Here is a 20591-nt window from a genome sequence, read left to right as displayed (position 1 = left end):
CGTTCGGGCCAGGACGGCCCGGGCAGCCGGGACGGCCGGGCCTTCCGGGGGCGGAGCCCCGGCGGTCCCGCGCATCCGCTCCGGTGTTCCGCGCGTCCTGATCATCGCCCGAGCCTATGGCGAACGCGCCGCGCGATGAAGGGGAGGGTCGCCGGACCGCCCGGCCCCGGGGATGCATGGCACAGGGGGCGGGCGCACCATGGGTGAGGAAAGCAGGCGCCGCGGGGGCCGCGACGCGCGGCGGGGCCCACGGGCCGGGCGGGCCCGCCGGCAGCGGCACGCCCCTTCCCCCGTGCCGGGCGCACGGCCCCCGGCGCCGACGCGCCGGACATCCCTCCGGCGGACGGCGGATCTCTCCCCCGCAGCGACAAGGCGACAAGGTGGGCAGACTCATGCGCGAAACGAGACGGACGGGGCGGCGCGCCAGGCCCGCCCTCGTCCTGGCCGGAATCCTCGTGGTCTCCACGGTCGAGGCCACCGGCGCGGGCGCACGGACGGACCCGGCCCTGGCCTCCGGGCCCTCCGCCGGCCCGGACGCGGCCATGACCTCGGGGCTCTTCACGGACCAGGACGTGGCGTCGCTGCTCCCGGACGCCCCGGACGCGGCTCCCCCGGACGCGGCCTCGATGCCTTCCTCCGGACCGGACACCTGTGTGCGCGGCATGTTCTGGCGCAAGGCGATCCCGGGCGACCACGTCTGCGTCACCCAGCACGGGCTCAGCCTGATCAGGCGGCAGAACGCCGAGGCGCCGGAGCACACCCGGCCCGACGGCAGCTGCACGCCCTCGAACTGGGTCTGGCGCTGGGCGGTGCCCAACGATCGCACCTGCGTCCATCGGACCGCGGCCCGGGACGCGCGGGGGGACACCGACCGGGCGACGTCGTACTGGGTGGCCACCCGCGACCGCATCACGGGGAACGACGTCGACAAGCACCCGTTCTGGTACGCGGACGCCTACTACCGGATCCGCAGTGTCCAAACCTCGCCCTGGCTGTACGCGAACATCTACGGGGGCAGCACCGCGGACGGCACCAAGGTCACCCTCCGCAGCAACACCCCGGGCCGGCAGAACTTCACGTTCCGGCGGGCGGGAGGCGGCGTCGCCTACCAGAACACCTTCGAGATCGTGGCGCGCCACTCGGGCAAGTGCCTGGACGTGCAGGGCTTCAGCAAGAACGACGGCGCGCCCGTGATCCAGTGGCCCTGCCACGGCGGCACCAACCAGAAGTGGTACTTCCACCGGCGGACCGACAATTTCTGGGAGATACGCTCGGTCGACAGCGACAAGTGCCTGGACGCCGCGAACGCCGACAACCCGGTGGTGAATCCGCCCCGGAGCGGAACCCACCTCCAGCAGTGGACGTGCCTGGGCAACAACAAGAACCAGGCCTGGCAGCTCTCCTCTCCGAACTGAGCGGAGCCTCCCCCGGCGCGGGCGGCCCGCGGGGCAAGGGCCGGGGGCCAGTCGGCGGTCCGGGGGCCCGGTCCGTGCGGCGTTGCGGATACGGTGGTGCCATGCGCCGTGCGCGGACGATTCTCCCGTGGGCGCGTCGCGTCGTACCCACGGGAGGGCTCCCGCGGGGCCGTGAGCCGAAGAAGGAAGATGTGAGCAGGGTGTTGGTGCAGGTCAGCGCGGTAGACCGGAGCACGGGGCAATAGTCATGCATATCGTGATCATGGGGTGCGGGCGAGTGGGCTCGGCCCTCGCGCAGACCCTTGAGCAGCGGGGCCACACGGTCGCCGTGATCGACCAGGACCCGACCGCCTTCCGGCGCCTGGGCTCCGGGTTCAGCGGCCGCCGGGTGACCGGCGTCGGCTTCGACCAGGACACCCTGCGCGAGGCCGGCATCGAGGAGGCGGGCGCCTTCGCCGCGGTCAGCAGCGGCGACAACTCCAACATCATCGCGGCCCGCGTGGCGCGCGAGATGTTCGGCGTCGAGAACGTGGCGGCCCGCATCTACGACCCCCGCCGCGCCGAGGTCTACCAGCGGCTGGGCATCCCGACCGTGGCCACCGTACGGTGGACGGCCGACCAGATGCTGCGGCGGCTGCTGCCGTCGGGCGCGGAGCCGCTGTGGCGCGACCCCAGCGGCGGCGTCCAGCTGGCCGAGGTGCCCGTGTCCGAGGCATGGGTGGGCCAGAAGGTGAGCCTGTTGCAGGAGGAGACCGGGGTGCGGGTGGCGTTCCTCACCCGGCTGGGCGAGGCGATGCTGCCGACGTCCGCGACGGTCCTCCAGGAAGGTGACCTGGTGCACGTGATGATGCGCACCGACGAGGTCGAGAAGGTCGAAGCGGCGTTCTCCGCCGGTCCCGAGGAGGCGTCGCACTCATGAGGGTTGCTATCGCAGGTGCCGGCGCCGTCGGCCGGTCGATCGCGGGCGAGCTGCTCGAGAACGGCCACGAGGTGCTGCTCATCGACAAGGCCCCCTCGGCCATCTCCGTGGAGCGGGTGCCGCTGGCGGAGTGGCTGCTGGCCGACGCGTGCGAGATCACCTCGCTCGACGAGGCCGCGCTGCAGCGCTGCAACGTGGTCATCGCGGCGACCGGTGACGACAAGGTCAACCTCGTCGTCTCACTGCTCGCCAAGACCGAGTACGGGGTGCCGCGGGTCGTGGCCCGCGTGAACAACCCCAAGAACGAGTGGCTGTTCAACGAGTCCTGGGGCGTGGACGTGGCCGTCTCCACCCCGCGCCTGATGTCGGCGCTGGTCGAGGAGGCCGTGAGCGTCGGCGACCTGGTGCGCCTGCTGCGCTTCAGCCAGGGCGACGCCAACCTCGTCGAGCTCACCCTGCCGCCGGAGGCCGCCCTGGCCGGCACCCGGGTCGGGGACGTGGACTGGCCGGAGGACACCTCCCTGGTCACCATCATCCGCGGCAACCGCGTGCTCACCCCCAACCGCGAGGACGCGCTGGAGGCGGGGGACGAGCTGCTGTTCGTGGCGGCTCCGGCCCGTGAGGAGCAGCTGGAGGACCTGCTGTCGGTGCGCCGCGAGGACACCGCCGGCTGAGCCCCGGTACGCATGCGAGGAGGGCCCCGGGAAGTCTCCCGGGGCCCTCCTCGCATGTGCGGCGCGTGGTCAGCGTGCCGTGGCCTCGGCCTCGCGCTCGGCGGCCTCGGCCGCCTCCATCTCCGCGAAGACGTCGATCGGCGGCGGCGCCTTCGACAGGAAGATCCAGGTCAGGTACACCGACAGCAGCATCGGCGGGATGCCGAGGGCCACCTTCACCCAGCCCAGCTGCGTGACGTCACCCCACCAGTAGAGAGGGAAGAGGACCGCGGACTTGGCGAGCAGGATCAGGCCCCACGCCCAACTGGCCTTGGTGTAGGCGACCTTGCGGCCGGGGTTGCGGGTGCGCCAGGAGAGGTTCTCCTTGAACACCGGCCCCAGGATCAGGCCCATCAGCGGATAGCCGGCGATCGACGAGACGATGTAGGCCACCGCCAGCCCCAGGCTGTAGAGCATGCCCGGCAGGTAGAAGTTCTTGGCGTCGCCGGACATCATCGCGAAGACGGCGCCGAAGGCAACCCCGAAGACGCCGCTGAAGGCGTGCTTGAGGGTGTCCTTGCGCACGAGCCGGGCGAGGCCGAGCACCAGGGACAGCCCCAGTGCGGCGATCGCCGCGAAGTGGATGTCCCGCTTGACCGTGTAGACCGCGACGAAGACCAGGCCGGGGACGGTGGTCTCCACCATGCCCCGTACGCCGCCGAAGGCTTCGAACAGGGCGGCCTCGGTGACGGATCTGGAGTCCGCTCCCTGCACATGCGGCACGCCCCGCGCGTCCTGGGTGGTTGGGTGATCCGTCGGCTTGTCGAGAGACGACAACGGCTACTCCTGTCCGAGCGGTCGGAGTTCGTATCTGGGGTTGAACAGCACTCTCCGGCCGCGGCTCATGGAGATCCGGCCGGAGGCGATCAGCTTACGGCCGGGCTCTATGCCCGCGATGGAGCGGCGCCCCAGCCAGACCACGTCGAGCGCGGCGGAACCGTCGAACAGCTCGGCCTCCAGTGCGGGCACCCCGGCGCGCGGCCGCAGGGTGACGGTCCGCAGCGTGCCGGTGACCTTCACTATCTGCCGGTCGTCGCAGTCGCATATGCGCGTGCAGCCGACGGCCGCCGTGTCCTGCTGCAGTTCCGCGTGGTGCAGCTCCTCCTGCGAGGTGGACAGCCGGTCGAGCATCCGGCGGAAACGGCCGGTCGGCCTCTCGGAACGGGGTACGGCACTCATGCCCCCAGCGTACCGGGGGCAGGGGCAGGCCGGATCAGCGCTCACACGGCGAAAACGGGGCCGCACGACCCCGCGATGCCGCCCGGGTCCACCTGAGGGCCGACCCCGGCCCCCCGGCCACCTCCGGGTCACACCTCGAACCGGTACCCCATCCCCGGCTCCGTAATGAAGTGCTTCGGGTGCGAAGGATCGAGCTCCAGTTTGCGTCGCAGCTGAGCCATGTAGACCCGCAGGTAGTTCGTCTCGGTCCCGTACGACGGCCCCCAGACCTCCTGGAGCAGCTGCTTCTGGCTGACGAGACGACCCGTATTGCGCACGAGCACCTCCAGCAGGTGCCACTCCGTCGGCGTGAGGCGTACGTCCTTCCCGCCCCTGTTGACCTTCTTCGCCGCGAGATCCACCGTGAAGACCTCGGTCTCGACGATCGCGTCGTCGCCCGCGGCCGACGGCCCCGTCGGCTCCGCCCGCCGCACCGCGGCCCGCAGTCTCGCCAGCAACTCGTCCATCCCGAACGGCTTCGTGACGTAGTCGTCGGCGCCCGCGTCGAGCGCCTCGACCTTCTCGTCGGAGGTCTGGCGGGCGGAGAGGACGAGGATCGGCACCCGGGTCCAGCCGCGCAGGCCCTTGATGACCTCGACGCCGTCCATGTCGGGCAGGCCGAGGTCGAGGACGACCACGTCGGGGTGGCGGGCCGCGGCGAGCTGGAGTGCTGTGGCGCCGTCGGGCGCGGCGTCGACCTCGTACTTCCGCGCCTTGAGGTTGATCACGAGAGCGCGGACGATCTGCGGCTCGTCATCCACCACGAGCACCCGGTTCATGCTGAACCACCTCTGCTGTTCATGCGGGCCCCGCGACGGGGCCCGGGGTCCTGGTCCGGTTCGGTCTGTGCGGCGCCGGGCGGCGTCACGTCGTGGCCTGGGCCGGGAGGTCCGGCCGTACGGGCGGCCGGCCGGCGGCGGCCCGCAGCGTGAGGACCATGGTCATCCCGCCGCCGGGGGTGTCCTCGGCGGCCAGCGTGCCGCCCATGGCCTCGGCGAAGCCGCGTGCGACCGCGAGGCCGAGGCCCACTCCGGCGCCGCGCGGGGCGTCACCGTACCGCTGGAAGGGCTCGAAGATGCGGTCCTTGGCGCTGTCGGGCACGCCCGGCCCACGGTCGGCGACCCTGACCTCCACCCGGTCGCCCAGGGCGCTGGCGGCGACGAGGACGGGCCGGCCGTCGGGGCTGTACTTGACGGCGTTCTCGACGATGTTCGCGACGCCGCGCTCCAGCAGGCCCGGATCGACGGCCACCATCGGCAGCGTCTCGGGGATGTCGAGCGTGACGCTGCCCTCGGGGACGCCGCCGAGCGCCATCGGGACCACCTCGTCGAGGTCGATCTCCCTGATCAGCGGCGTGACGGTGCCGGTCTGCAGGCGGGACATGTCGAGGAGGTTGCCGACGAGGTGGTCGAGCCGGTCCGCGCCGTCCTCGATGCCGGCCAGCAGCTCGGCCTCGTCCTCCTCGGACCAGGCGACGTCGTCGGAGCGCAGGGAGGTCACGGAGGCCTTGATGCCGGCCAGCGGGGTGCGCAGGTCGTGGCTGACGGCGGCCAGGAGGGCCGTGCGGATGCGGTTGCCCTCCGCGAGCTCCCGGGCCTGCTCGGCCTCGCCGACGAGCCGCTGGCGGTCCAGGACGACCGCGGCCTGCGCGGCGAAGGCCGCGAGCACGCGCCGGTCCTCGGCGGGCAGCACCCGGCCGGAGAGGGCCAGCGCCATGTTGTCGCCGACCGGCACGTCGACGTCGGCGTCCTCGGGGCGCAGCAGGGGCTTGCCGGTGCTGGTGACGACGCTGCTCGCGCACGTCCACGGGTCGACCTCGCTGACGCGCTCCAGCAGGGCGACGGACTCCATGCCGAAGGTCTCGCGGACCCTCTCCAGCAGGGCGTCCAGGCTGGTCTCGCCGCGCAGGACGCTGCCGGCGAGGAAGGAGAGGATCTCCGACTCGGCGCGCAGCCGGGCGGCCTGGTGGGTGCGGCGGGCGGCCACGTCGACGACGGACGCCACGGAGACGGCGACGAAGACGAATATCGATATGGCGACGATGTTCTTGGGGTCGGTGATCGTCCACTGGTGGAGGGGCTCGACGAAGAAGTAGTTCAGCAGCAGTGAGCCGAAGGCAGCCGAGGCGAGGGCCGGGAGGAGGCCGCCGAGCAGCGCCGCGGCCACCGTGGCGCACAGGAACAGCAGCATGTGGTTGGCGAGCCCGAGGTCCGGGACGATCTGCGTCAGCAGGAAGCTGAGCAGCAGGGGCCCCAGCACGCCGACCGCCCAGCCCGCCACGATCCGGCCGCGGCCGAGCCGGGCGCCGCGCGCCACGGGCAGTCCGCGGCCCTTGGCGGCCTCCTCGTGCGTGACGATGTGGACGTCGAGGTCGGGGCCCGAGTCGCGGGCGACGGTCTGGCCGACGCCGGGGCCGAAGATGTACTGCCAGGTCTTGCGGCGGCTGGAGCCGAGCACGATCTGGGTGGCGTTGACCCCGCGCGCGAACTCCATCAGCGAGGCGGGCACGTCGTCGCCTATGACGTGGTGGAACGTGCCGCCCAGGTCCTCGACCAGGGTGCGCTGGACCGCCAGCTCCTTGGGCGAGGCGGACGTCAGGCCGTCGCTGCGGGCGATGTAGACGGCGAGGATCTCGCTGCCGGAGCCCTTGGCCGCCATGCGGGCGGCGCGGCGGATGAGCGTACGGCCCTCGGGGCCGCCGGTGAGGCCGACGACGATGCGTTCGCGCGCGTGCCAGATGGTCGAGACGCTGTGGTCGGTGCGGTACTGCCGCAGGTACTCGTCGACGCGGTCGGCGGTCCACAGCAGGGCCAGCTCCCGCAGGGCCGTCAGGTTGCCGGGGCGGAAGTAGTTGGAGAGGGCGGCGTCGACCTTGTCGGGCTTGTAGATGTTGCCGTGCGCCATGCGGCGGCGCAGGGCCTGCGGCGACATGTCGACCAGCTCTATCTGGTCCGCGCGCCGTACGACCTCGTCGGGGACCGTCTCGCGCTGGCGCACCCCGGTTATCGACTCGACCACGTCGCCCAGCGACTCGAGGTGCTGGATGTTGACGGTCGAGACGACGTCGATGCCCGCCTGCAGCAGCTCCTCGACGTCCTGCCAGCGCTTGGTGTTCCGCGAGCCGGGCACGTTGGTGTGGGCCAGCTCGTCGACGAGGGCGACGCGCGGGCGGCGGGCGAGGACCGCGTCCACGTCCATCTCGGTGAAGACGGACTCCCGGTAGGGGAGCTCCTTGCGGGGCACTTCCTCCAGGCCGTGCAGCATGACCTCGGTGCGGGGGCGCCCGTGGTGCTCCACGAATCCGACGACCACGTCGGTGCCGCGCTCCACCCGGCGGTGCGCCTCCGAGAGCATGGCGTACGTCTTGCCGACGCCCGGTGCCGCGCCGAGATAGATCCGGAGGTTGCCGCGTCCCATGGCCCCATTGTCTTTCACGATGCGCGACGGTGTCCGGGCCGGTTCTCCGTCCTGAGGTGCTGCACTGCCGCGTACCGTCGACCTTACGGCCAGGGTTCGGGACAAATGGGGCGGGAGCGGGCCGTGCGTCAGGTATTGACGCAGTCCTGACGCCCGCCGCCGTGACCACCGCCGGGCGGCCGGGAAATCGCCGTGCCGTCCGCCCGGCCCCGCGGGCACAATGACGCGGCCGGATCTCCTGCACACCGCCCCGACGCGAGGATGCCGCCATGACCGAGCTGCGTACGGCCCACACCAGCGACCTCACCCCCGCCGAACTGGCCGGGATCCGCGCCCTCATGGACGACGCGTTCGACGGCGAGTTCACGGACGACGACTGGGACCACACCGTGTGCGGCATCCACGCGACGGTCCGGGAGGGCGGCGTTCTCATCGCCCACGGCTCGCTCGTCCAGCGCCGCCTGCTGCACGGCGGCCGGCCGCTGCGCACGGGGTACGTCGAGGCCGTGGCCGTACGGGCCGACCGCCGGCGCCGGGGCCACGGCACAGCCGTCATGACGGCCCTGGAGCACGTCCTGTTCCACGGCGGGTACGAGCTGGGCGCGCTCGGCGCCGCCGACGAGGCGGTGCCCCTGTACACGGGCCGCGGCTGGCAGCGGTGGCGCGGCCCGTCCTCGGTGCTCGCCCCGACGGGCATCGAGCGCACGCCGGACGAGGACGGCTGCATCTACGTGCTGCCCGTGCCGGGCGTGAAGGTCGACCTGGACGCGGAACTGGTCTGCGACTGGCGTCCGGGCGACGTGTGGTGAGCCCGGACGGAGGGACACCTCCGCAGGCCTACCGGCCGCTGGGCCCCGCTGTGCGCGCCGTCCCCGAGTCGAGGTCGATGCCGGTCCTGCGCGGCGCGCCGTCCTGTTCTTGCGGAGGGCCGCCAGGCCCGTCACAACGGCTCAACGCACGCAGGCGAACTCCCGTTCCCGGCAAGGCTCCGGGGGCTGCCTACCGTACGTCCGTGCGCGGCCTGGAGCGGCGGCCGAGCAGGTCGGCCAGCCCCTGTCGCGTGGCGGCCACCACCACCCGGTCGCCGGGGGCGAACACATGCCCGGGGTCCAGGTCCCACAGCGGCAGCCCGGGCCTCGGCTCACCGGCGCCGGCCGGGCGGCCGCCGGTGCCCGGCTCCAGCGCGAGCACCCGCCACGCGCCCGGCTGAAACGCCTCCGCCGCCGAGCGGCCCTCCAGGGCGATGTGGCCCTCCACGGGCAGGGCCGCGATCAGGAGCACCTTGCGTTCCACGGGCACCGCGCCCAGGATCCGGCGGCCCATCATCGCCCCGGCGAAGGCGGGGGCGGCCAGGTAGGAGACGCTTCTGCTGCGGGTCAGGGCCCGGGGGTGGGAGTCGCGCAGCGTGCGGTAGACGGCACGGGCGAACCGGTCCTCGTACAGGCGCATGACCACCCGCACGTCCGGCTTGACCGCCCGGGCGTACAGCACGGCCTCCAGGTTGGTGGTGTCGCTGCTGGTGAGCGCCAGCAGGGTGCGGCTTTCGCCGATCTTCGCGGCTTCCAGCACGCCCTCTTCCGTCACGTCGCCGATGACGGTCGGCACGCGCAGCGAGCGGGCCAGGGCGATGCCACGGGCGCTGGGGTCCCGCTCCACGCACACCACAGGGATGTCGAGTTCGCGCAGCCGCGCAAGGACGCGTGCGCCGATCTTGCCCAGCCCCAGCAGCACCACATGACCGGACATGCCGCGCGGCGGACGCCGCAGCGTGGAGGCGGACCGGAAGGTCCCCAGTCCCTCCAGGGCCGCCGCCACCAGCAACGGCAACAAGAGCAGACCCACCAGGCCGGAGAGGAGCTGGAGGACCTTGCGGCCCAACGACTCGTCCGTCGCCGGGTCGTTGATGGCGAACAGGTCCAGCAGCGACAGATACACCGCGTGCTTCGCGCTGCTCTCGTCCACGACCAGCCATGACGCCACCGCCAGCCCGCATACGGCCGCCGCCAGCCCGGCCAGCGCCCACCGCAGCCGGCGCGAGAAGAACGACCCCAGCGGCAGGCTGCGGGCGGCCGCCAGCCGGGACGGGGACAGCGGCAGCGACGGGCCCGGGTAGCGCACGTTCTCCACAACGATCCGGGCGCGCCCCGCAGCCTGCCGCACCTGCCGCTCGTCCGGCAGCAGCACGGGGCCCTCACCGTCGGAGAGCAGCGCCAGGACGCAGGGGCCGGGCGCGGAGGTTCCGCCGGAACCCGGCGCGGGCCGCTCGGCCGCCCGTAACAGCAGGCCGCCCGCCTCGATGACCTTGCTCCTGCCCGCGACGGCAGCCGCCACCAGCGCCGGTGCGGCGGTGTCGGCGTCGGAGAGGACGGTGGTGCCCGCGTCGGCGTCGTCCACCAGGACGGCCTGGTCGAGAAGTTCCTCCAGGTGCTGGCCGAGCCGGCGGTTGTACAGGCGGATGACCAGCCGCAGACGGGGGTTGACGCGGCGGGCCCGCAGTGCCGCGTGGATGTTGGTCTCGTCGTCGTCGTAGACCAGCGCCAGCGCCGCGGCCCGCTCGATGCCGGCCTCGGCCAGCGCCTCGTCGTCCGGCTCGGCCGCTTCCACGATGCGCACCGACCCGGCGCCCGGCGCTCCGCCCGGCCCACCGCCGTTCGCGCCGCGCCCGACGACGCCGGTCACCCGCCCGAAGAGGGCCGCGGCCCGGCCCGGCGCGACCGACGGCCGGCGGCCGTCACGCGCCGGCGGCACCACGAGGGTGACGTGCTCGCCGTACACACCCGAGAGCTCCGCCGCGAGCCGGTGCACGAGCCCGTCGTCGCCGAATACGACCATGTGCGCGGCGGGTGACATGACATGAGGTTGCTGAGGCAGGGACACCACGCACCAAGAGTGCCTCCTCGGAGCACATCGCGGTATGCGAATACGCCGGTGGGCCGGGCATGCGCCCCGCCCACCGGCATGTCGCGCCGTGCCGTCGCTCTCGGCCGGCGGAGGAACGAAAGGGCGGGGGCGCTCCCGCGGCCCGGAGGGGAGCTTCCTTTTTTGGTCTTCCGTTTTACCGGTAATTCATTCAGGGACCAGGCGTTCCCGCGATCTTCCGACATTCCGTCAGCCGGTGTGTGCGATGCAGGTCACATGCACGGAGTCGGCCCGGTGCTAAATTCCGCCACCGGTAAGTCCGTGTTACTGCTTGCTAGTTAGCGGAGGTCGCATTGAACGAGCACTCTGAGCAGACGCAAACACCCACGGAGTACATTCCGCCGACCCTGGTGGAGGTGGGTGAGTTCACCGAGGACACGCTGGGCTCGAGCGGCAGGTCGCCCGACTGGTTCTTCAACTACAACTGGTAGACCGTCCGCAGAACCACTGCGGACGTACTGACGGGGGCCGGGTCCGCCTGGGCGGGCCCGGTCCCCCTCTGGGCTCCGACCGACGGGGATGGCGAAGATGACTGCTGGGTTCGTGGTCCTGCCGGACACCGCCGACGGCGCGGAGATCCGGGCGCTCGTACCGTTGGCGAGCCCCCAGGTGATCACCCACGCCTCCGGGCGGCCGTGGCTGGTCGGCCGGTGGACCCAGGACCAGGTGACGGTGGCCTCGGCGGGCCCCGCACGTCTGGCCGTGATCGGACCCTGCCCGGTCACCGCCGGCCGGCTGGAGCAGCTCACCGCCGGCATCTCCCGCCTGCCGGACGTGGCCCGGGTCATTCCCTCGCTGCTGGGGTCCTGCCACATCGTGGCATCGGTGGGCGGGAAGGTCCGGTTCCAGGGCAGCCTCTCCGGACTGCGCCGCGTCTTCCGCACCCGGGTGAACGGGGTGCACCTCGCCGCGGACCGGTCCGATGTGCTCGCGGCGATGACCGGGGCCGGAGTGGACGAGGAGACTCTGGCCCTGCGCGTGGCGTGCGGCCTGCAGGTGCCCTTCCCGGCGAACGCGCGGAGTACGTGGGCGGGCATCCGCACGCTCGCCCCGGAGAACTTCCTGCTGTGGGACGGTGACCGGGAAAGCGAAGTGCCGTGGTGGCGACCGCCCGAGCCGGACCGGTCGCTCAAGGACGGGGCGACGGCGGTACGGGACGCCCTGACCGCCGTACTGGAGCGAAGGCCACCCCTCAACGGCCGGTTGAGTGCGGACCTGTCCGGCGGGCTGGATTCGACCTCCCTGTGCTTCCTGGCGGCCCGGAGCACCCCGGAGCTGCTGACCTTCCGCTGGGGCGAAGCCGAAGCGGGCAACGACGACGCGGCCTACGCCGGGCACGCGGCGAAGCTGCTCGACCGTGCCGAACACCTGGTGGTTCCGCAGCACGAACTCCCCGAGATCTTCGCCGACCCCGGCGTCGCGGTCTCCGCCGAGGAACCCATCTCGCTGACGCGCGCGACGGCCCGGATCCGCCGGGGTGCCCGGCTGCTCGCCGACCACGGAGCCGGCCGGCATCTGGCAGGACACGGGGGCGACGAGCTGTTCTCCCCGATGCCCGGCTATCTGCATCAGTTGATGCGCCGTCGCCCGGTGACCGCGCTCAAGCACGTACGGGCGTACTGCGCGCTGACACGCTGGCCGGTGAAGGCGACGCTCGCCGAGATCGCGAACCCGGGGACCTACGCCTCGTGGTGGCGGGCCCAGGCCGACGGGCTGACCGAACCCCGGCCGCCCCTGCGGCGCCCGATGCTGGGCTGGGGCCTGGGGCCCGTACGAGCGGCGCCCTGGATGACCCCCGAGGGCGCCGAACTGGCCCGCGAAGCACTGCGCCGCACCGCCGACCACGCGCAGCCCCTCGCCGAGGATCTCGCCACACACACGATGCTGCTCATGGTCCGCTCGAACACGGTCGCCTACCGGCTGCTGGCGCGGCTGTACGCCGAGTCCGGTGTGGAGCTGGACATGCCGTACCTGGACGACACCGTGCTCGACGCCGTGCTGCGTGTACCGGCACACGAACACGCCGGGCCGTGGCGGTACAAGCCGCTGCTGGCCGATGCGATGCACGGCATCGTGCCCGACGAGATACGGGCACGGTCCACCAAGGGCGAGTTCGGCGAGGACATCAGAAGGGGGCTGCGCCGCAACCTGCCCGCCATCCTGGACGTGTTCGCCGACTCCGAGCTGGCGGCCCGCGGCCTGATCGACCCCGGCGAACTGCGCATGCGGCTGGCCCTCCCGCAGTCGGACAACACGGTGTCCCAGGCGCTGGAGAACCTGCTCGGCTGCGAAACCTGGCTGCGCACGGCCACCGGCCGGGGCAGCACCACCCATCACAGCAACGGCCCCGCCCCACGGAAGGTCTGACCCGTATGCGGCTTCCCCCCGACGTATCCATGACGGACACCGACGACGGCACGGTGCTGCTGCACCAGCGCACCGGCCGCTACTGGCAGCTCAACATCACCGGCAGCCGCGTACTGCACCGCCTGCTGGACGGAGACACTCCCGAGACCATCGCCGAAGGCCTCGCCGCCTCCTACGGCATCGATCCGCAGCGGGCCGCGGACGACGTCGGCGCCGTGATCCGGCAATTGCGCACCGCCGGGCTGACGGTGGCCTCGTGAGCCAGTCCATGGCACTGGCGACGCGGCCACGGCTTCCCCTGCGGCACCGCCTCCTGCCGCTGCTGGCCGTCGGCGCCGCCCGGCTGCTCGCCCGCCTCAAGCCCGCACGGCTGCGCACCGTGCTCGAATGCGCGCGCCGCGGGGCGTCAGCGGCCGGCGCCGGGCAGGCGCGAGCCGCGCGCGATCAGGTCGTGGCCGTGAGCCTGCGCTGCGCGGGGCAGAACTGCCTGCAGCGCTCCATCGCCACCGCGCTGCTGTGCCGGGCGCGCGGCGTGTGGCCGACCTGGTGCACCGGCGTACGCACTCACCCGTTCGCCGCCCACGCCTGGGTGGAAGCCGACGGCCAGTTGATCGGCGAGCCCCATCCCGAGGGCTACTACAAGCCGCTGCTGACCGTCCCGCCCCGCACCGAGGCCGGCGCCGACGCCGCACAGAAGTACCCGTCCCATTCGTAATGACCCAAGGGGGGATCCCGTGCACACCATTGCTCAGGAGGTGGCCGCCATATGACCACCGTGCACACCGCCGGGGCGCTCCGTCTCGTGGAGAGCCGCACCACCAGCCCCAGGGCGGTGGACGTCACGGAGTACGTGCGATCGATGTCCGTGCACTGCCCGTATCTCGAACCGTCCGTGCAGCGCGAGCTCACGAGCTGGACGGTGTACGAGGCGGCCGGGGACGCGCCGGATGTCGAGGCGGCCGTGTTCCAGGCCGGAGTGCAGGCCGCGGAATGGATCCGGACGCAGGCGAACCGCCGTCACGGTGCGCTGGTGTGCGAGAACATCGCGGTCCTCGGCGCCGGCCGGGAGGTGCTGGCGTGGCCGCACTGGGCCCTGAAGAACCTCTACGCCCCGGTCGGGGTCATGTTCGGGAAGTTTCCGGTGGGGGATCAGATCGCCGACCACCACGGCCGCGTCATCCCGGAACCGCCACTGTCGTTCATGGCCGTGCGGTTCGTCGTACGGGCCCGCGACCCGCTCTTCCTGAGCCGGACACCGGACCTCGCCGATGCCGTGGCGGCCGCGGCGGACGACGGGCGGGACGTCTTCGCGCAGCTCTCGCGCGAGTGGAAGGACGTGAAACTGTGGGCACGGCAGCTCCTGCCGAAGCAGTAGTACGCCCGGGCGCCACCGGACACACGAGGGCTGAGGCTCGCCGGCCGTACCGGCGAGCCTCAGCCCCTCCTTACTCGGCCGCCAGCTCGCGCAGCGCCACATTGAGCTTGAGGACGTTGACGCGCTCCTCGCCCATGAAGCCCAGGACGCGGCCGTCGACGTGGTCCTCGACCAGCTTGGCGACCTTCGCCTCCGGCAGGCCGTTCGCCTTCGCGACCCGCTTGGCCTGCAGCCGGGCGTAGTCCGGCGAGATGTCCGGGTCGACGCCCGAGGCGGAGGCGGTCAGCGCGTCCACCGGGACGGACGCCGGGCGGACGCCGTTGAACGCGGCGACGTCCGTGCGCCGCTTCCCGACGGTCTCCAGCAGCACCCTGCTGTCGGCGGCGAGGTTGGAGGCACCGGAGACCAGCAGCTTGTACCGGGTGTTCTCGGTGTTGGCGCCGGCCGCCGAGGCGCGCGGCTGGAAGTACTTCGGGTCGGGCAGCGGGTTGCCGTCCTTGTCCTTCTCCTGAAGGTTGTAGCTCTGGCCCAGCAGCTCGGAGCCGGCGGACCTGCCACCGGCCTTGATCTCCGAGCCGTTGGCCTTGTCGTGGAAGGCCGCCTGGGCGATGCCGGTGACGGCCAGCGGGTAGATCACCCCGCAGATCACCGTGAGGACGAGCAGGGCGCGGAGCCCCGCCCCCAGCAGGCGGGCTGTGCTGCGTACGGAGATGTTCATGACGTCACCCGATGCCAGGGATGAGGGAGATGAGCAGGTCGATGATCTTGATGCCGATGAACGGGGCGATGAGGCCGCCCAGTCCGTAGACGGTGAGGTTGCGCCGGAGCATGCTGTCGGCGCTCATCGGCCGGTAGCGCACGCCCTTCAGGGCGAGCGGCACCAGCGCCACGATGACCAGGGCGTTGAAGACGACGGCCGACAGGATGGCCGACTCCGGCGAGGCCAGGCCCATGATGTTGAGCTTGTCCAGGCCCGGATAGGCCACCGCGAACATCGCCGGGATGATCGCGAAGTACTTCGCGACGTCGTTGGCGATCGAGAAGGTGGTGAGCGCGCCGCGCGTGATGAGCAGCTGCTTGCCGATCTCGACGATCTCGATGAGTTTGGTCGGGTCGGAGTCCAGGTCCACCATGTTCCCGGCCTCCTTGGCGGCCGCGGTACCGGTGTTCATGGCCACACCGACGTCCGCCTGGGCGAGCGCGGGAGCGTCGTTCGTACCGTCGCCCGTCATCGCGACGAGCTTGCCGCCGGCCTGCTCGCGCTTGATGAGGGCCATCTTGTCCTCGGGGGTGGCCTCGGCGAGGAAGTCGTCGACACCCGCCTCTTCGGCGATGGCCTTGGCCGTCAGCGGATTGTCACCGGTGATCATGACGGTCTTGATGCCCATGCGGCGCAGCTCGTCGAACCGCTCCCGCATGCCCTCCTTGACGACGTCCTTGAGGTGGATGACGCCCAGCACACGGGCGCCCTTCTCGTCTTCCAGGGCGACGAGCAACGGCGTACCGCCCGCCTGGGAGATCTCCTCGGTGAGCGTCCGGGCGTCCTCGGCGACACGGCCGCCGCGCTCCTCGACCCAGGCGACGACCGAACCGGTCGCGCCCTTGCGGACCTTGCGCCCGTCCACGTCCACACCCGACATCCGGGTCCGGGCCGTGAAGGGCACCCACTCGGCTCCGACGAGCTCGCCCTCGTGACGCTCGCGCAGGCCGTACTTCTCCTTGGCGAGAACGACGACCGAGCGGCCCTCGGGCGTCTCGTCGGCGAGCGAGGAGAGCTGGGCGGCGTCCGCCACCTCGGCGGCCATCGTGCCCTTCACCGGGACGAACCCGGCCGCCTGGCGGTTGCCGTAGGTGATGGTGCCCGTCTTGTCGAGCAGCAGCGTGGAGATGTCACCGGCCGACTCGACCGCGCGTCCGGACATCGCCAGCACGTTGCGCTGGACGAGCCGGTCCATGCCGGCGATGCCGATCGCGGAGAGCAGCGCGCCGATGGTGGTGGGGATGAGGCAGACCACCAGGGCCGCGAGCACGATCATCGACTGCTCGGCGTCCGCGTGGATCGCGAAGGGCTGCAGGGTGACGACGGCCAGCAGGAAGACGATGGTGAGCGAGGCCAGCAGGATGTTGAGCGCTATCTCGTTCGGCGTCTTCTGCCGGGCGGCGCCCTCGACCAGGTTGATCATGCGGTCGATGAAGGTCTCGCCCGGTTTCGTCATGATCTTGATGACGACGCGGTCGGACAGCACCTTCGTACCGCCGGTGACGGCGCTGCGGTCGCCTCCGGACTCGCGGATGACCGGGGCCGACTCCCCGGTGATCGCGGACTCGTCGACGCTCGCGACGCCCTCGACGACGTCGCCGTCGCCCGGGATGATGTCGCCGGCCTCGCAGACGACGAGGTCGCCCACGCGCAGCTCGGTGCCGGGCACCGACTCCTGACCGGCCCCGGTCAGGCGCCGGGCCACCGTGTCGGTCTTGGCCTTGCGCAGGGTGTCGGCCTGGGCCTTGCCGCGGCCCTCGGCGACGGCCTCGGCGAGGTTGGCGAACAGGACGGTCAGCCACAGCCAGACCGTGATCGCCCAGCCGAACCAGTCGCCGGCGTCCTTGACCGCCAGCACGGTGGTGACCACCGAGCCGATCAGGACGACGAACATGACCGGGGCCTTGATCATCACCCGGGGGTCGAGCTTGCGGAACGCGTCCGGCAGCGACTTCATCAGCTGTGCCGGGTCGAAGAGGCCACCGGAGACGCGTCCGGGCTCCTCGCAGCCGTGCGGACGGGTGTCCTTGGGGTCCTCGGGCTCGGTACGGACAGGGGTGGTGGTGCTCATGAAAGTCCCTCCGCCATCGGGCCTAGGGCCAGGGCCGGGAAGTAGGTCAAGCCGGTGATGACGAGGATCGCCCCGACGAGCAGACCCGCGAAGAGCGGCTTCTCGGTGCGCAGGGTTCCCGCCGTCTCGGGGACGGGCTTCTGCTCGGCGAGCGAGCCGGCCAGCGCCAGGACGAAGACCATCGGCAGGAAGCGGCCGAGGAGCATGGCGAGGCCGATCGTGGTGTTGTACCACTGCGTGTCGGCGTTGAGGCCGGCCATCGCGGAGCCGTTGTTGTTGGCGCCGGAGGTGAACGCGTAGAGCACCTCGGAGAAGCCGTGGGCGCCACTGTTGTGCACGGAGTTGCCCGCGGTGTTCAGGATCGAGTCCGGCGGGGCCGACAGCGCCATGGACAGGGCGGTGAAGCCGAGGACCAGGGTCGGGGTGATGAGGATGTAGCACGCGGCGAGTTTGATCTCGCGGGTGCCGATCTTCTTGCCGAGGTACTCGGGCGTACGGCCGACCATCAGGCCCGCGATGAAGACCGCGATGATCGCCATGACGAGCATGCCGTAGAGGCCGGAGCCGACGCCGCCGGGCGCGATCTCGCCGAGCATCATCGACAGCAGCGTGAGGCCGCCGCCGAGGCCGGTGAAGGAGGAGTGGAAGGAGTCGACCGCACCAGTGGAGGTGAGGGTGGTGGTGGTCGCGAAGATCGCGGACGCACCGACGCCGAAGCGCTGCTCCTTGCCCTCCATCGCGCCGCCGGCCGCCTGGAGGGCCGCGCCGTGGTGCGCGTGCTCGGTCCACATCATCAGCGCCGTGAAGGCGACCCAGATGACGCCCATCGTGGCCAGGATCGCGTAGCCCTGCCTGACATTGCCGACGAGCTTGCCGAAGGTCCGGGTCAGCGAGAACGGGATGACCAGGATCAGGAAGATCTCGAAGAGGTTGGTGAAGGCGTTGGGGTTCTCGAACGGGTGGGCGGAGTTGGCGTTGAAGTAACCGCCGCCGTTGGTGCCCAGCTCCTTGATGACCTCCTGCGAGGCCACGGCGCCGCCGTTGACCTGCTGGGTGCCGCCGGTCAGCTGTCCGATCTCGTGGATGCCCGCGAAGTTCTGGATCGCGCCGCACGCGACGAGCACGACCGCGCCGATGACGGAGAGCGGGATCAGGATGCGGACGGTGCCGCGTACCAGGTCGGCCCAGAAGTTGCCCAGGTCGCCGGTGCGGGACCGGACGAAGCCCCGGACGAGCGCGACGGCGACGGCGATGCCGACGGCCGCGGAGACGAAGTTCTGCACCGCGAGGCCGAGCGTCTGGACGGCGTGGCCCATGGCCTGCTCGCCGGAATACGACTGCCAGTTGGTGTTGGCGACGAAGGACGCGGCGGTGTTGAACGCCTGGTCCGGGGTGATCGCGGTGAAGCCGAGCGACAGCGAGTCGGGCAGGACGCCCTGAATCCGCTGGAGCAGGTACAGGAAGAGGACGCCCACCGCGGAGAAGGCGAGGACGCCGCGCAGATACGCGGGCCAGCGCATCTCCGCGTCGGGGTCGGCGCCGATCGAGCGGTAGATCCACTTCTCGGCGCGCAGGTGCTTGTCGGAGCTGTACACGCGGGCCATGTAGTCGCCCAGGGGGCGGTAGGCGAGCGCCAGCGCCATGATGACCGCGGTGAGCTGGAGAACTCCGGAAAGGACGGGGCTCATATCTGTGCTCAGAACCTCTCCGGGAAAACGAGGGCGAGGATCAGGTAGCCCAGGAGGGCGACGGCCACGACCAGGCCGACGATGTTCTCGGCGGTCACAGCTTCGTCACCCCCTTGGCGACGAGAGCCACCACCGCGAAGACCGCGATCGTGGTGACGACGAAGGCCACATCGGCCATCGTGTGCTCCTAGAGAGGTTCGGATGAACGGACCTCTAGAGGAAACCGCCGATACCGACGGGTACGAGTGGCGTTGACGCCTCTCTTACGGCCATTGGCGCGCCCTTGACGGGATCCATACGGGCGCGGCCCGGACCTGCGCAAACGCCGCTGGGCCGGAACCCGTACTTCGGGTTCCGGCCCAGCGAAACGGCATCTTCCAGCCGCCCGGCGGCCTGATGGCAGCGCCCCGGGTCAGCGCACCTCGGTGATCTCCGGGCCGCGCTGCAGGTGGTCCACGCCTCCCGCGAAGCGGGAGCCCTGCTCCTCCTGCTGCAGGCCCTCGGCCACCATCTGGGCGTCCTCCGGCAGCTTGAGCACGATCGGGTCGCGCGGGGCCATCGGGGACTCGCCGCGCACGACGACCGTGTCCCGGAAGATCTGCTCCAGCAGCCCGGCGGTCTGCGGCTGCACCGCGCCCTGGCCGGAGATCACACCGCGCAGGAACCAGCGCGGCCCGTCACAGCCGACGAAGCGCACCAGCTGCACCCCGTTCGTACCGTCCGGCAGCGCCACGGGCACCTGTGCCCGCAGCTCCCAGCCGAGCGGTCCCTCGACCTCGTCCACGACACCGCCCTGCTGGGTGATGCCGCCGGCGATCTCCTCGCGCACCTCGTGCCAGATGCCCTCGCGCTTGGGGGCGGCGAACGCCTGGAGCTGTACGGCGCTGTCACGCAGCACGACGGTCGCGGCGACGATCGCGTCACCGGCGACCTCGACCCGCAGCTCCATGCCTTCGACGCCGGGCACGAAGAGCCCGCCGAGGTCCACCCGGCCGTCGCCGGGCTCCATGACCTCGGAGATGTCCCACGGCCCGTCGGGGCGGGGCTCCGGCTCCAGCCGGATCCTGCTCTCGGCCGCGGAGGCATGTGCGTCCTCGTTGGCGAGGGAGTCCTCGGCCAACTCCTCGGAGGTCACGTCGTCGATGCGATCAACCCGATCGACGACGTCCTCGCTGCGCTTGCGGCGACGACCGAACACGTCACTGTCCTTCCCGGTCGCAGGCGACCGAAGCGAATCCATTCCCCACGGCAGCGTGGCCACCGGTGGACCCGAAGCCCCCTTCGGCCCGCGCCGAGCCGGGAAGTTCCGCCACCTCGTGGAAGCGGACCTTCTCGACCTGCTGAACAACCAACTGGGCGATGCGGTCGAACCTCTCGAACCGAACGCTTTCGCGCGGGTCCAGATTGACCACAATCACCTTGATCTCTCCACGGTACCCGGCATCGATGGTGCCCGGGGCGTTGACCATGGACACCCCGCACCGGGCGGCGAGGCCCGAGCGGGGGTGCACGAACGCGGCGTACCCGTCGGGCAGCGCGATGGAGATGCCGGTGGGCAGCACCATCCGCTCGCCGGGCGCCAGCTCGGCGGCCTCGGTCGTGACCAGGTCGCAGCCCGCGTCGCCGGGATGACCGTACGAGGGAATGGCCACCTCGGGGTCGACCCGGCGGATCAGGACGTCGACGGGCTGACGGCTCACTGCATGCTCCTGCTCGCTCCTGCGCCCGC

General features: G+C 71.6%; 21 protein-coding genes. 9 read left to right on the top strand and 12 right to left on the bottom strand.

Annotated features, from left to right (window positions below; genetic code table 11):
- The first annotated feature begins 392 nt into the window (after positions 1-392).
- The 3 genes from AB0F13_RS03985 to AB0F13_RS03975 all read left to right on the top strand — a co-directional run bounded on the left by AB0F13_RS03985 (position 393) and on the right by AB0F13_RS03975 (position 3008).
- Positions 393-1415 carry an RICIN domain-containing protein gene (locus AB0F13_RS03985; RefSeq protein ID WP_362074745.1) on the top strand — a complete coding sequence of 341 codons (1023 nt, stop codon included), beginning with the start codon at positions 393-395 and terminating at the stop codon, positions 1413-1415.
- Positions 1416-1662: 247 nt separating this feature from the next.
- Positions 1663-2334 (top strand): TrkA family potassium uptake protein, encoded by a 672-nt coding sequence (locus tag AB0F13_RS03980; protein ID WP_362074742.1) that lies wholly within the window; start codon positions 1663-1665, stop codon positions 2332-2334.
- Complete coding sequence (locus tag AB0F13_RS03975; RefSeq protein WP_362074739.1) at positions 2331-3008, top strand: TrkA family potassium uptake protein; 678 nt, start codon at positions 2331-2333, stop codon at positions 3006-3008. Before AB0F13_RS03980 ends, AB0F13_RS03975 begins: the two co-directional genes overlap by 4 nt.
- Positions 3009-3077: 69 nt before the next feature.
- On the opposite strand, the gene AB0F13_RS03970 is transcribed toward AB0F13_RS03975, so the two are convergent.
- From AB0F13_RS03970 to AB0F13_RS03955, 4 genes are all read right to left on the bottom strand, one after another.
- On the bottom strand, positions 3078-3824 hold the full coding sequence (locus AB0F13_RS03970) for a DUF3159 domain-containing protein (protein ID WP_362074736.1): 747 nt from the start codon (positions 3822-3824) through the stop codon (positions 3078-3080).
- A gap of 3 nt (positions 3825-3827) precedes the next feature.
- Complete coding sequence (locus AB0F13_RS03965; RefSeq protein ID WP_362074733.1) at positions 3828-4226, bottom strand: OB-fold nucleic acid binding domain-containing protein; 399 nt, start codon at positions 4224-4226, stop codon at positions 3828-3830.
- A 128-nt stretch (positions 4227-4354) separates the two neighbouring features.
- Positions 4355-5044 (bottom strand): response regulator, encoded by a 690-nt coding sequence (locus tag AB0F13_RS03960; protein ID WP_362074730.1) that lies wholly within the window; start codon positions 5042-5044, stop codon positions 4355-4357.
- An 85-nt stretch (positions 5045-5129) separates the two neighbouring features.
- Positions 5130-7682 (bottom strand): sensor histidine kinase KdpD, encoded by a 2553-nt coding sequence (locus AB0F13_RS03955; RefSeq protein ID WP_362074727.1) that lies wholly within the window; start codon positions 7680-7682, stop codon positions 5130-5132.
- A gap of 269 nt (positions 7683-7951) precedes the next feature.
- Between AB0F13_RS03955 and AB0F13_RS03950 the strand changes: the two genes are divergently transcribed.
- Positions 7952-8491 carry a GNAT family N-acetyltransferase gene (locus AB0F13_RS03950; RefSeq protein WP_362074725.1) on the top strand — a complete coding sequence of 180 codons (540 nt, stop codon included), beginning with the start codon at positions 7952-7954 and terminating at the stop codon, positions 8489-8491.
- A gap of 28 nt (positions 8492-8519) precedes the next feature.
- On the opposite strand, the gene AB0F13_RS03945 is transcribed toward AB0F13_RS03950, so the two are convergent.
- A complete protein-coding gene (locus AB0F13_RS03945; protein WP_362074722.1) occupies positions 8520-8636 on the bottom strand; it encodes a DUF6191 domain-containing protein in 117 nt (38 codons plus the stop codon).
- A gap of 45 nt (positions 8637-8681) precedes the next feature.
- Complete coding sequence (locus tag AB0F13_RS03940; RefSeq protein ID WP_362074719.1) at positions 8682-10532, bottom strand: NAD-binding protein; 1851 nt, start codon at positions 10530-10532, stop codon at positions 8682-8684.
- Between the two features lie 362 nt (positions 10533-10894).
- On the opposite strand from AB0F13_RS03940, the gene AB0F13_RS03935 reads away from it, so the two are divergent.
- From AB0F13_RS03935 to AB0F13_RS03915, 5 genes are all read left to right on the top strand, one after another.
- Complete coding sequence (locus tag AB0F13_RS03935; RefSeq protein WP_362074716.1) at positions 10895-11032, top strand: lasso RiPP family leader peptide-containing protein; 138 nt, start codon at positions 10895-10897, stop codon at positions 11030-11032.
- Positions 11033-11144: 112 nt separating this feature from the next.
- A complete protein-coding gene (locus tag AB0F13_RS03930) occupies positions 11145-12968 on the top strand; it encodes a lasso peptide isopeptide bond-forming cyclase (protein ID WP_362076005.1) in 1824 nt (607 codons plus the stop codon).
- Positions 12969-12997: 29 nt separating this feature from the next.
- On the top strand, positions 12998-13228 hold the full coding sequence (locus AB0F13_RS03925) for a lasso peptide biosynthesis PqqD family chaperone (RefSeq protein WP_362074713.1): 231 nt from the start codon (positions 12998-13000) through the stop codon (positions 13226-13228).
- Between the two features lie 8 nt (positions 13229-13236).
- Positions 13237-13683, top strand: a complete 447-nt coding sequence (locus AB0F13_RS03920; protein ID WP_362076003.1) for a lasso peptide biosynthesis B2 protein — start codon at positions 13237-13239, stop codon at positions 13681-13683.
- Between the two features lie 51 nt (positions 13684-13734).
- A complete protein-coding gene (locus AB0F13_RS03915; protein WP_362074710.1) occupies positions 13735-14343 on the top strand; it encodes a DUF6875 domain-containing protein in 609 nt (202 codons plus the stop codon).
- A 70-nt stretch (positions 14344-14413) separates the two neighbouring features.
- Here AB0F13_RS03915 and kdpC read toward each other — a convergent pair whose 3' ends face one another.
- From kdpC to dut, 6 genes are all read right to left on the bottom strand, one after another.
- Positions 14414-15061 (bottom strand): potassium-transporting ATPase subunit KdpC, encoded by a 648-nt coding sequence (kdpC, locus tag AB0F13_RS03910; RefSeq protein ID WP_362074707.1) that lies wholly within the window; start codon positions 15059-15061, stop codon positions 14414-14416.
- A 4-nt stretch (positions 15062-15065) separates the two neighbouring features.
- Positions 15066-17174, bottom strand: coding sequence for a potassium-transporting ATPase subunit KdpB (gene kdpB / locus AB0F13_RS03905; RefSeq protein ID WP_362074704.1), 2109 nt, complete (start codon positions 17172-17174; stop codon positions 15066-15068).
- Positions 17171-18862, bottom strand: coding sequence for a potassium-transporting ATPase subunit KdpA (gene kdpA / locus AB0F13_RS03900; RefSeq protein ID WP_362074701.1), 1692 nt, complete (start codon positions 18860-18862; stop codon positions 17171-17173). Before kdpA ends, kdpB begins: the two co-directional genes overlap by 4 nt.
- 8 nt (positions 18863-18870) lie before the next feature.
- Positions 18871-18960, bottom strand: a complete 90-nt coding sequence (kdpF, locus tag AB0F13_RS03895) for a K(+)-transporting ATPase subunit F (RefSeq protein ID WP_043188605.1) — start codon at positions 18958-18960, stop codon at positions 18871-18873.
- A 314-nt stretch (positions 18961-19274) separates the two neighbouring features.
- Positions 19275-20060: a DUF3710 domain-containing protein gene (locus AB0F13_RS03890; protein WP_362074698.1), complete on the bottom strand. Its 786-nt coding sequence runs from the start codon at positions 20058-20060 to the stop codon at positions 19275-19277.
- A 1-nt stretch (position 20061) separates the two neighbouring features.
- Positions 20062-20562: a dUTP diphosphatase gene (dut, locus tag AB0F13_RS03885; RefSeq protein WP_360910664.1), complete on the bottom strand. Its 501-nt coding sequence runs from the start codon at positions 20560-20562 to the stop codon at positions 20062-20064.
- Positions 20563-20591: the final 29 nt, after the last annotated feature.

The sequence above is a fragment of the Streptomyces sp. NPDC026206 genome, from assembly GCF_040638465.1.
Classification (GTDB): domain Bacteria; phylum Actinomycetota; class Actinomycetes; order Streptomycetales; family Streptomycetaceae; genus Streptomyces.
The sequence above is the reverse complement of the archived record's forward strand: the minus strand, read 5'-3'. Positions and strand labels throughout refer to the sequence as shown.